The sequence below is a fragment of the Paracoccus chinensis genome (assembly GCF_900102885.1).
GTDB lineage: Bacteria > Pseudomonadota > Alphaproteobacteria > Rhodobacterales > Rhodobacteraceae > Paracoccus > Paracoccus chinensis.
The window spans coordinates 22,679-33,125 of record NZ_FNGE01000023.1 but is presented as its reverse complement, the minus strand read 5'-3'; the positions used below and the strand labels follow the sequence as shown (position 1 = coordinate 33,125).

14 protein-coding genes are annotated in these 10,447 nt (G+C 62.0%); 9 read left to right on the top strand and 5 right to left on the bottom strand.

Annotation, left to right across the window (positions count from 1 at the left end):
- On the top strand, positions 1 to 641 hold a 641-nt coding region (locus BLQ03_RS15625; protein WP_139166777.1), incomplete at its 5' end, for a DUF1993 family protein.
- A 9-nt stretch (positions 642 to 650) separates the two neighbouring features.
- On the opposite strand, the gene BLQ03_RS15620 is transcribed toward BLQ03_RS15625, so the two are convergent.
- Together BLQ03_RS15620 and BLQ03_RS15615 are read right to left on the bottom strand one after the other, a co-directional pair.
- Positions 651 to 1,163, bottom strand: coding sequence for a thermonuclease family protein (locus BLQ03_RS15620; RefSeq protein WP_090757254.1), 513 nt, complete (start codon positions 1,161 to 1,163; stop codon positions 651 to 653).
- Positions 1,153 to 1,560, bottom strand: coding sequence for a hypothetical protein (locus BLQ03_RS15615; protein WP_090757253.1), 408 nt, complete (start codon positions 1,558 to 1,560; stop codon positions 1,153 to 1,155). Before BLQ03_RS15615 ends, BLQ03_RS15620 begins: the two co-directional genes overlap by 11 nt.
- A gap of 205 nt (positions 1,561 to 1,765) precedes the next feature.
- Between BLQ03_RS15615 and BLQ03_RS18690 the strand changes: the two genes are divergently transcribed.
- Complete coding sequence (locus BLQ03_RS18690) at positions 1,766 to 2,128, top strand: hypothetical protein (protein ID WP_217629782.1); 363 nt, start codon at positions 1,766 to 1,768, stop codon at positions 2,126 to 2,128.
- Here the strand turns inward: BLQ03_RS18690 and BLQ03_RS15605 are convergent.
- The 3 genes from BLQ03_RS15605 to BLQ03_RS15595 all read right to left on the bottom strand — a co-directional run bounded on the left by BLQ03_RS15605 (position 2,118) and on the right by BLQ03_RS15595 (position 4,928).
- Complete coding sequence (locus BLQ03_RS15605) at positions 2,118 to 3,020, bottom strand: hypothetical protein (protein ID WP_139166775.1); 903 nt, start codon at positions 3,018 to 3,020, stop codon at positions 2,118 to 2,120. The two genes, BLQ03_RS18690 and BLQ03_RS15605, sit on opposite strands and share 11 nt — an antisense overlap.
- Positions 3,021 to 3,302: 282 nt before the next feature.
- Positions 3,303 to 3,881 (bottom strand): hypothetical protein, encoded by a 579-nt coding sequence (locus tag BLQ03_RS15600; protein ID WP_090757250.1) that lies wholly within the window; start codon positions 3,879 to 3,881, stop codon positions 3,303 to 3,305.
- Between the two features lie 423 nt (positions 3,882 to 4,304).
- Entirely contained in the window at positions 4,305 to 4,928 is a 624-nt protein-coding gene (locus BLQ03_RS15595) for a helix-turn-helix transcriptional regulator (RefSeq protein WP_175558913.1), read from the bottom strand.
- A 358-nt stretch (positions 4,929 to 5,286) separates the two neighbouring features.
- Here BLQ03_RS15595 and BLQ03_RS15590 point away from each other — a divergent pair, with 358 nt between their 5' ends.
- From BLQ03_RS15590 to BLQ03_RS19065, 7 genes are all read left to right on the top strand, one after another.
- On the top strand, positions 5,287 to 5,943 hold the full coding sequence (locus tag BLQ03_RS15590; protein WP_175558912.1) for an acyl-homoserine-lactone synthase: 657 nt from the start codon (positions 5,287 to 5,289) through the stop codon (positions 5,941 to 5,943).
- Positions 5,944 to 6,365: 422 nt separating this feature from the next.
- Entirely contained in the window at positions 6,366 to 6,689 is a 324-nt protein-coding gene (locus BLQ03_RS15585) for a hypothetical protein (RefSeq protein WP_245688966.1), read from the top strand.
- A gap of 67 nt (positions 6,690 to 6,756) precedes the next feature.
- Complete coding sequence (locus BLQ03_RS15580; protein WP_245688965.1) at positions 6,757 to 7,392, top strand: lytic transglycosylase domain-containing protein; 636 nt, start codon at positions 6,757 to 6,759, stop codon at positions 7,390 to 7,392.
- Between the two features lie 15 nt (positions 7,393 to 7,407).
- On the top strand, positions 7,408 to 7,710 hold the full coding sequence (locus BLQ03_RS15575; protein ID WP_090757247.1) for a TrbC/VirB2 family protein: 303 nt from the start codon (positions 7,408 to 7,410) through the stop codon (positions 7,708 to 7,710).
- Positions 7,710 to 7,985, top strand: coding sequence for a VirB3 family type IV secretion system protein (locus BLQ03_RS15570; RefSeq protein WP_090757246.1), 276 nt, complete (start codon positions 7,710 to 7,712; stop codon positions 7,983 to 7,985). The genes BLQ03_RS15575 and BLQ03_RS15570 overlap by 1 nt, the downstream gene beginning before the upstream one ends.
- Positions 7,978 to 10,329, top strand: coding sequence for a VirB4 family type IV secretion/conjugal transfer ATPase (locus BLQ03_RS15565; protein WP_090757245.1), 2,352 nt, complete (start codon positions 7,978 to 7,980; stop codon positions 10,327 to 10,329). Before BLQ03_RS15570 ends, BLQ03_RS15565 begins: the two co-directional genes overlap by 8 nt.
- A complete protein-coding gene (locus tag BLQ03_RS19065) occupies positions 10,319 to 10,444 on the top strand; it encodes a hypothetical protein (protein ID WP_281201018.1) in 126 nt (41 codons plus the stop codon). Before BLQ03_RS15565 ends, BLQ03_RS19065 begins: the two co-directional genes overlap by 11 nt.
- The last annotated feature ends 3 nt before the right edge of the window (positions 10,445 to 10,447 follow it).

The following is a 10,447-nucleotide window of genomic DNA, read 5'->3' as shown; positions in this document are numbered from 1 at the left end:
TCCTCGGGTTTGTGCTTCTTCTGGGGCATCCTTCTGTCCTCCATCTGGCTCGAAAGCCTACTTCAGGGAGGACCACTTTTCAGGGGGCAGACCAATCTCAGCGTGCCCACGTTTCTGCAACCACCCGAGCGGTATCAGGTTTCCTCGACCGCGCAGCGAGACATTGTGCTGAAATCCGTTCTGACCCGGACGATTTCCTCCAGGCCCGCCTCCATCCCGACATGGCACCTTTTCATTTCCAGATCGAAGCCCTGAAGAATCATGCCGTATGGGGACTGGAAGCGGTGAAGACAGGCGTGTTCGCTCCACCACCTCTGGCGGGAGCTCTGTCATTCAACGACTTACGGTCCACTGTGAGCCAGACGGTAACAACGCTGGAGGCGTTCACCCCCGAAGAGGTCAACAACTGGTCCGGCAAGAACTTGGATATTGATGTCTTCCGACCGGTTGACGAGGAAAACGCCTCCACTTCGGCCTGGGCCCCACGGACCCTAGGTTTCACGCCCGAGACCTTCCTCCTCTCGTACTCGCTGCCCAACTTCTTTTTCCACGCCGTTACGGCCTACGACATCCTGCGCATACGGGGCGTGCCGCTGAGCAAGCGCGACTATGAAGGCCGGCTGCGTACTCGAACGACCTAGCCCGTAGGGTCAGTTGCCTGTTCGCTTTTCAGCCCTGTAGTCCCAAGCGGGCTGCGACTTGTATTTCCAGATACCAACACGGGCCTTCCTTGCCGCTTTCTCGTCATGCACATAATCATCGCCATACTGGCGATACGCCCAAGCCATACCGCGCCGGACCATTTCGCGGTTCACGTCCACGCGTCCGGCGCGGCATTGGGCCACGGTGCGGCCATAGCGATCGGTGCTGACGGGCGTGCAGCGGACCGGCCCAGCCGACAGAATGTCGGCCAGGGCCTCGGTTGCGGTCGTGCCGCAAGCGAGCGGTCCGCAGCTCTGCCTGCGCTCAGGCGCGTCGATGCCGAACAGGCGGATGCGCTCGCCGCCGAGGTCGAGCGTGTCGCCGTCGATGACGCGCCATGCTTCGCCGCGATGCGGCCAATTGAGAGTGACCAGCGCGACGACAAGCAGAATCGCCGCCGCAGCGGCGATCAGCCCCTGCCTGCGGCGCCTGTCCTGGGGCTGCCGGTTGTCAGCTCCCATGGTTTTTGCCGCGTCGGGAGGGTGTGTCGGGCCGATGGAGGCCGATGGCAGAAACGGCGCTGTTGAACAGGCGGGGCGAGGCCAGAGACGCTTCGGTCAGGATCTTCGCGACCACCCCGGTGTTGCGCAGGGCTTCGAGTCGGAACGCCGCCTGCTGGTGTTCGCTCGGCGCCAGGAGCGTGCGGAAGTCCGTCTCGCCATGCCGCGCGCAGGACACCATGAAGGCCGCCACCCATTTGACGCCGAGCTGCACGATCTCGCTGCGGGGATCGCCCATCCTGCCGATCTCGGCCCAACAGAGCGCGGCGGCGCTGGTGATGGCGGCCAGCGTGTCCCGGTCCCCCTCGGGCACGCCGCCCGTGGCCTTCACTTCCTCGACCCAATCGGCCAGCTTCATGTTTGCACTCTCGCAAGATCAGACCAGGATTCTGGAGCCTTCGCTGTCGTTCGCGCTCCCCGCGTTTTCAGGACATAGAACGGTTACGGTATAGCCGATCGGCTATACCAGAAGGTGATAAATCAAACAAATACCGAGACTTCCCCGAAATTCTGGGTAGAGTTTCCAAGCGTTGCTTCGAAGAAGTCATGCAGGAACCAAGCACATGGCGGTCCTGTTGGCTGCGGAGCTCACGCAACAGGCGGCGGAGACGCTGAGGGCTGTCACCAGGACGCGCAGTTCTGAGGGGAGGCTTCCACGCTCCGAAGAAACCAGATGCAGCATTTGCCATCGAGATATTCACATGACCAGCCAAGACAGTTCCATGAACGGCCCAGGACTGACGAAGACGGAATGGGAGCTGCTGCTGGATGCGATCCATGCCTATAACCACAATGCGGATTACCGCACGCTCCATGGCAAGCTTACCGTGCTGGCAAGGGCGTCGGGCATCCGACCCAAAGCAGGCGCGCTGACTGGCGGGGAAACCGCCCCGGCAGGACAAAATCGGCACAGCCTCACCGGGTAATCTCCCCGGCGCGCACGGCCTGGCCGTGAACGGCCAGTTCGGCGGCGAACCGGCCCCCGCCGTAGCGTTCGATCAGCGCCGCCACGCGGGCCTCGTAGGCGGGTTGGCCGATCCGGCGGATCAGGTCGCTCCTGTGCCATTGGTGGTTGCTGAACGGCGCCGCTCGCGCCAGGTCCGCCAAGGTGATGGCTCCCGCATCTGCCGCCGCTTGCTGCCGGATGGGCGCTGTCTGCGGAGCCTTTGGCGGGGTTGCTGATGCCTGCGAGGGCGTGGTCGGATATTTGCGCAGGAAGCCAATCAGCCATGCCAGCGGCACGTGCTCGCGGCCGTTGCGGCGGTTGAGCCCGCAGAACCCGTTCCACAGGTATTGAACGTCCATCTTTTCGGCTGGCGTACCCTGCTTGAACCGCCGGATGAGCTCGGCCCAAGGAGTCCGGTGAACATTGGCCTCGCTGTTCACTTCGATCTTCTGCGAAAGATTATTTATCCTGTTGTCTTTACTATAAGGAGTAACCGGCACCGGGCTGCCGGTTACTCCGGCGGACAGGTCGGCGTCGTCCCTGGCATCCTCTCCGTCGAACAACTCGTCTGCCTGCGCAATCTCGATGCGGGTAAAGCGGAAGAAGTGCCGCTGATGGTGGCGGCGGATCATCACTAGCCCGAACAGGCGGGCCAACTCGGTCAGGGCGTCTCGCACCGCGCGCTCGGAAAGCCCGGTCGCCTGCTGCAACTCCTGCATCGTGTGGGCGCTGAAGCCCTTGGGTGCCCCGCGATAGCCGCGCTTGTAGGCGATGTGGCCCGCCAGCACTTCGGCAACATGGCGTGAGGCCGCGGCCATCGGGGTGCGGCTGAAAGCGCGGAGCATGTCTCCGCTTGTGGGTATGGTGGTCATGGTCCTGCTCAGGTTGGGGCAGGAAACCGGCAAACCGGGATCGTCCGCAGAAATGCGGTTCGCGCTTGCGCGTAGGGTGAGGACCGGATAGAAAGAGCCTAGCTTCTTGGGCTCGAACCAAAGCTGGTAACTTTGGTTCTATCTGGTCCCCCCCTCGTAGGTCTCCTGCGGGGGGGTTTCCTTTTTCAGTCTGCGATTCTTCTCCTGCGGGGGTCAAAACTCTCGGCAAGGCTTACGAGGGGTGCGCCTCTGCCGCAATCAAAGGTTCCAACGGGTTGCTCCTTAGTAGCCGACCCACTGGAAGTGTGGTGTTCCCTCGTGGTCGCGGTAGCGCATGGCGATCCCGCGCAGCCGTCCACGCGCGGAGTTTTCATGACCGATGATCTGGGGTCCGCGATATGCCGGCGTCTCGTCGTCGATGATGGTGCGGCGAGTGGCGCCGGGGATTTGCGAAAGCCAGGACGGACCTTCGATGAAGCTGCTGTTGACCCACGAGAAGTTCCCCTCACGGTCGTAGCGGCCCTCCACCGTATCGTCCTGGACAGACCCATTGTCGTCCCCACTGGTCACACGGGTATAGCGCACATGGTAGATCTCAATGCCGTCCCGATAGGCCCGAACCTCCGGGGGCAACCCATCTAAGCCGAGGTGCGGCACACTGATGCCAGCCACCGCAGCATCCTCTGCGCTGATCCCCATCGGGCAGCGCCAGAGCTGAAGTGGCGGCTCAATGGGCCAAGGCGTGATCCGGCGAATCATCTCGGTCTTGGCTGCGCTGCATTCGGCTGACGCAGGAAAGCCGCCTGCCATGCAGAGGAGGATCGCGCAGTCAATGGGGTAGGCTTCAGCATCTTTGGGCATGAGGATTGCCGCAGCCGGTACGACTGAAGCCACCAAAAAAGCTCTCAGTTTCAAAAGACAAGACATGGCTGACCTCAGAGGGCAGAGCGGAACCTCTGCCCGCCAGCCATATCCCATAAGGTGTGTTGATGCAATATTATAATTTTGCATCTTTATTGCTATCTTGCAGGCGCTTCCGTTTCTTGGTGAGCAGAGGCCCGTCTGTATCATCGTCAGAGAGCCACATCACCTGAACCTCGCCCGTATTCCAGCGATACAGGAACCCATGCCGATCCCCGTCAACGACAGGCTGGATCGGTTCTGCATGAGTTTTCTTCGAACGCATAACCCTGGCTCCGAGTGAACCAGGGGACGTTACAGGCTGGCACAACCATTTGGAAAGTAGATCAAGCCGAAGTATAGCCAGATGGCTATACCCAATGGTCAGCCGTTCAGGTATCCTCGTGAAACGGCTATGGCAACGGCCTGCGTTCTTGAGGTCGCTCCGAGCTTAGAGCAGGCTTTCGATAGGCGCTGCTTGACCGTAGCCTCGGAGATACCCAACTCGGCGGCACACTCACGCTGTCCATGTCCGTTGCGGAACGCGCGCAGCACGGCAAGCTCGCCCTCTGTCAGCCGTGCCTTGTTCAGCAGCAGCTCGCACCACATGGTGAACTTGGCTTCAACAATCTCGATCTCGGCGTCCGTGAATTCACGATCCGGTCTGGCCATAGACACGAAGCAACGCTTGCGCTCATATTTTTTGGTGACTGTTGCACCATAGCGGAGCCCATGCCTCGCTGCACTTGCCATGATGCCGCGCAGATCGGGGATGCCGACCTCCGACCAGCGGATCGCGCCGGTCTTCGTCATGGTCCAGACAAGGATCGGATCGCCAAAGAAGTAATTGTTTTCCTCATACTCGACCTGCCAGCCGGACGGGTAGCGATTAATCAGAACCTCGGCGCCCTTGTAGGAGATGTTGAAGCCCATGAACCACCCGCTGGGAGCGAGCGCGTCCATCTTTGCTTCCTCCTCAGGGAAGTTCGGAACGAAGTCGTGGAGCATGGAAGGCGCAGCCTTTGCTGGAGGTGAACTGCTTGGTATATCCATTTGGCTACTCTGAAAAGGCACATTTGTAACTTTGTGGCAGACTTGTCTGCTTGCCTTGTTTTACAAGGCTTGCAGGACAAGGGACCGGCCCCATGTATGATCGATCACCACCAAAAATCCATGCCGTTGCAGAGCTTACAGCGGATATGGTCGAAACGCTCTCCGAGCACTTCACAACCTACCAGATTGATGGGGTGGTCTCGATAGAGGTCACGTCGCGAGGGCTTTGGCTCCAACACCCGGCCACTGGCACCCGGCAGTTTTTGGGCCTTGCACGCTTGCCGAACGGGCTGCGTCACTGATGAGGATGGATATGAAGCTTCAAGACATGAAGGTATCCGTCCTCAAGCTGCCGACGGCAGTTTCGGAGTGGGATCTTGTCTCCAAGTTCCTCCACTACCGGAAAGAGGTCTTTGTTGACCGGAAGGAATGGGCGCTGAATGTCGCGGAGGGAAGCGAGTTCGAGCAGTACGACACGTTCGAGACAGTCTACGTCATCGCCCATGTGCAAAGGGAAGTGATCGGGGGCGCTCGGCTGAAGCGGACTGATACGACTTGGGGAACAGGCAAGATCGTTTACAGCTACATGATCCGCGATGCTTGTCTCGGCCTGTTGCCTGGGATGCCGAAAGATCTCTGTTATGACGAGCCCCCGGTTGATCCGGATGCATGGGAGCTGACGCGCTTTGCCGCGCAAGCGCCAGGCGTGGCCAATGCGATTCTGCGGCGTGTGAACGAGTATCTTTTCGAGGAAGGAGCGACGCGCTGTCTGGCGCTCGGCTCGCCGGCGTTCATGCGAATGGCGCAACGGGCGGGATGGCCTGTCAGCAGACTTGGTCCGCTCAGCGGAAACCACGACGGTCGATTTTTGGCCTTTGAATGTCCAGTCGTGGACCCGGCTCATGTCGCGGCACAAGAACTGCGCCTGCGGCAGCAGCCCGATCGAGAAATGATTGATAGCCTGCGCTGACGCTCCGAGCTTCTTCCATCGTGCGAAAGAAGAGTTGGTCATGACAGATAGAGAAATCTGTCAGGGCATCGAAATAGGCTTGGAAGTCCTGTTCTATCAGGTCGGCATACTCCGTCAGTAGGGCATCGTCCTGAGGTACGGTCGGAGGCACAGGGGGCGTGCAAGCACCGAAGGCCCGTGCGACACCACAGAACACTGTCATCCAAAGCAAGATTGTAACCAGAGGCAAAGTTGCGTGCCTGCAAACGGGCTGCTGGGACGCCGTGTTTTCCTTGCAGATTTGCTTCAAACCAGTATCCCGAAGTCCGCCGTCAAAAGTGGCGGCGTGTGCAATATTAGTACTTGCGCACAAAATTGCAAATTTGTATCTAGCTTGTAACCGTGCAGCGGTTCGCAGGCTGATACCTCACGAGGTTCTGTCTGTGTCCACACCAATCACAAACTCGGCACCGAATGTGGTCAGTGAAGACGGACTCAAGGAAGAGCTCAGCCGGGGCTGGCAGATCGAGGTCATCTGCAAGAAAGCCGGGGAGAAGCGGCAGGCCAACTGGCACGGCGCCTGGGGTATCAGGATCATCTCACCTGACGGCAAGAACGAGCGCACGCTTGTCACTTACCGCAAGGATATGGAGCAGCGTCTGTTCCGCACGATCAACGGCCTTGTCTCTTTCCTGGTCGAATGCGGCATCAACCGTCCCACCGTGCCGCTTTCTGAAGGTCAGCGCGCCCTCCAAGAAAAGGACTAGCCCTTACGCTTGGCTAGGAGCGTTCGTTAGCGCCTTCCTGGTAGTAGGCTTTCCCGCTGCGGCCGAAGTGATCCGCTTCGATGCCAAGGGAAACCAGATCGGGCAATCGCATCGCCGCAACCCTGTGAAGCGTTACGACGCCGCCGGTCGCCTGATCGTTCCGCCGAAACCGCAAGCAGCGACAGTTGATCTGGAGGCAGCGGATCTCGAGGGCGAGGCGATGATGCTGCTCGAACCGCGTGCAGCATCTCGCCGGGCGGTTTCGGCCAACCCCGGCCACGCTGTCGGGATCGCGGCGGCGCGCAGCGTGGCGCTGCGTTACCAGCATCATCCGGCCCTCAAGGCCAACAGGATCGCGCCCCACGAGTGGACGGCGCTGTTCCAGGCGCTCGTCTGGCAGGAGTCGCGCTTCAATCCGCGCGCGCGCAGCCACAAGGGCGCCATCGGCTACGCGCAACTGATGCCGGGCACGGCGGCGAAGCTCGGGGTCAATCCGCATGATCCGGTGCAGAACCTCGACGGCGGCGCCCGCTACCTGCTGATGCAGCTCCAGACCTTCCGTTCCCCGATGCTGGCGCTTGCCGCATACAATGCCGGGCCGGGGGCTGTGCAGAAATACCGTAATAGCGTCCCGCCCTATCGGGAAACCCGCGATTACGTGGTCCGCGTCCTCGCGGAGCGCGACCGCATCCTCCGACAGTAGAGAAGGACCGTTCTTGTGACCAACCGACATTTCCTCATACTGGCACTCGCAAGCGCCGCCCTCGCGGCCGGCGTTGCGGGCGACGCGCTTGCGCAAAGCGTGGATTTCTCGAAGGCCGACACCATCGGCAACGATTTCGTGGCCTGGATCCGCGGCAACCTCGCCACCGTCGTTTTCACGGTGGCCTTCGTGCTGACCGGTTTCCTGGCCGCGTTCAACCGCATCAGTTGGCTGTGGGTGCTTCTGGTTGTCGTGGGCGCCTTCCTGGTGTTCGGGGCGCCGACCTTCGTTTCGAGCCTGCGGTCGGCCTTCAGCTGATGGAGCGGCACGCCGTCATCCTCGGGTTGTCCCGGCAGGCCAAGCTCCTTGGCCTGCCGATGCCCTACATGATGGCGGTGGGCGGGGTGACCATGCTGCCGTTCATCTGGTTCAAGGTGATCGCGTGGCTGCTTACCGGGCCGCTCTGGTATGGCCTCGCCCGTGCGTTCGTCGCGGTCAATCCGAACGGCCACAAGGCGGTCGCGGTGGTCCTGAACAAGACCCCGCCCGCCCTGTCCCGCAAGAAGCGAAAGACGGGCCGCCACTATGTTTAACGCCAGGATCGGCCCGGTCAGCGAGCGCGCGCAGCGCCATATCCCTAGTTCCCCACAATTCTACGCGGAAATGCCCTATGCGCTCGAAGTGGACGATCACACGGTCCGCACCCGCGACAATGCGCTGATGATGAGCCTGGAGGTTCAGGGTATCGACGGCATCACGGCCTCGGACCGCGACATTCTCGATCTGGCCAAGAGCTTCGCGGCCATCATGGACGGCCTCGACGATCGGTTCACCTTTTACATCCATCGGCTGATGCGCCCCGCCACGTTCGGGTTGAAGCCGATCTACGGCGACAACTTCGCGCATGATGTGGAAACGGCTTGGCGCAGCCACCTGTCGGGCCGCGCCTTGCGCGAGTTCATGCTGGTGCTGACGGTGGTGCGCAACAAGCGCGTGCCACTCAAGGTGCCGCTGTTCGCCAAGGCCGCGAAGCGGCTTCTGGACCGCAACACCGAAGAACGCCTGGGCGAGCTGCGCGAGGTCGTCTCGATCCTTGAAACCAGCCTCGGGGTCGGGACAAAGCGGCTCAGGATCAGTGACGGAACCCTGCTCGGCTTCTACAGCGCGATCAGCACCGGCCTTTATCGCCCGGAATATCGCGGGTTGCACACCCTGATTGCCGAGGACGTGTCGCTCCTGTCGGTGTGCTTCAAGGGGCCGGTGGCCGAGTTCCGCGACGGCTTCGACACCCCGCGCTTTGCCGCCGTCCTCTCGATCTGGCGCAACGCCAACCAGACCTGGCCGGGGATGCTCGATGCCCTCGACACCGGCACCGACACGGTGATCTCGCACGCTTACACGCCCGTCGCCATGAACAAGGTGAGCGAGCTGGCAAAGCGCCGCATCCAGCAGATGGAAGCGGCCGGCGATCTGGTCGGCTCCATCGCGGACGATCTGCGCCAGACCTATGACGATGTGGAGTCGGGCCGGATTGGCTTCGGCGAACATCAACTGACGATCACGGTGTTCGCGGACAGCGAGGCCGCGCTTGAAGAACGGGTGTCGCAGGTCCGCAGCGTGGCGGAACAGGCCAAGATCAAGCTCGTGCGCTGCAACGACACGCTGGCGGCGACCTACTTCGCCACGCATCCGGGCAACCAGGACTACCAGATCTGGAACCCGCTCACCAAGTCGATCAACTTTGCCGATATGGCCTCGTTCCACATGGCGAAGGCCGGGGCCGTGGCGAGCGAGCTGCCCTGGCGCACGCCCATCACGGTTCTCCAAACGGTGACAGGGGCGGCGCATCGCTTCAGCTTCCATGCGCCGGGCGATCCGAACGCCGAACCCACCATTGGGCACACGCTGATCCTGGGGCCTTCGGGTGGCGGCAAGTCCTCGTCGGTGGCCTTTCTCGCGGCGCAATCGCAGCGCGCGGGCGCGCGCGTGATCCTGTTCGACAAGGACCAGGCGCTCCGCATGGCGATCACCGCGATGGGGGGGCGCTACACCGCGATCCGCGCGGGCCACCCGACCGGGCTCAATCCGCTCATGACCGAGCGGGCCCCGCGCGGCGAGGCCTGGCTGATGGACTGGCTCGCCCGGCTGGTGGAGCGCGGCGACGACAAGCTGACGCCGCACCAGGCCGAGGCCCTGAAAAGCGCCGTGCGTCAGAATGGGCAGGCCCCCGACGAGCTGCGGACCTTCGCCCATTTCGAGGATCTGATTGGCGACGTGGGCGACAACCGGGCGCTTGCCATGAAGCTCGCGGAATGGGGACCGGAGGGCCGCTACAACTGGGTGTTCGGGGAGGCCGATCAGCCGGTGATCGACTTGTCCGCGAACGTGACCGGCATCGACCTGACGGAAATCCTGTCGATGGCGACGGAGCGGACGGCGGTGCTGTCCTACATCTTCCGCCGCCTGGAACTGCTTTTCGAGGAAAAGCGCCCGACCCTGCTGGTGATCGACGAGGCCTCGACGGTCTTTGACGACGAGTTCTTTGCCCGCTGGCTGCCGAAGTGGCTGGTGACGGTCCGCAAGCTCAATGTCGTGGTGGTGCTGCTGACGCAGTTCCCCTCGCAGATCCGGGAAAGCAAATCGGGCTCGATCATCCAGGGGATGCCGAACCAGGTGATCTTCCCCAACCGCGCCGCCGATGTGCCCGACTACGAGGGCTTCGGTCTGACCGACAACGAGCTGCACTTCGTGCTGACCGGACGGACGGCGCAGCGGCACGCGCTTCTGCGCGGCCAGGACGGCTCCACGATCCTCAACCTCGATCTCTCCCCGCTCGGGCCGCTGTTGACAGCGCTCGGCGGCGGCGAGGCAGGCATCCGGGTCTTCGGCCCCGACTACGCCAGCCGCAAACACTTCTGGAGGACCCATGATGCGTAAGGTTCTGATCCTCGCGGCGGTGGCCGCCGCGCTCGCGGGCTGCGGCGAACAGCCGATCCGCAAGACCAACTGCTGGTCGGGCATGGCCTTCGTCGCATCAAGCGACTGCCGGTAAGGA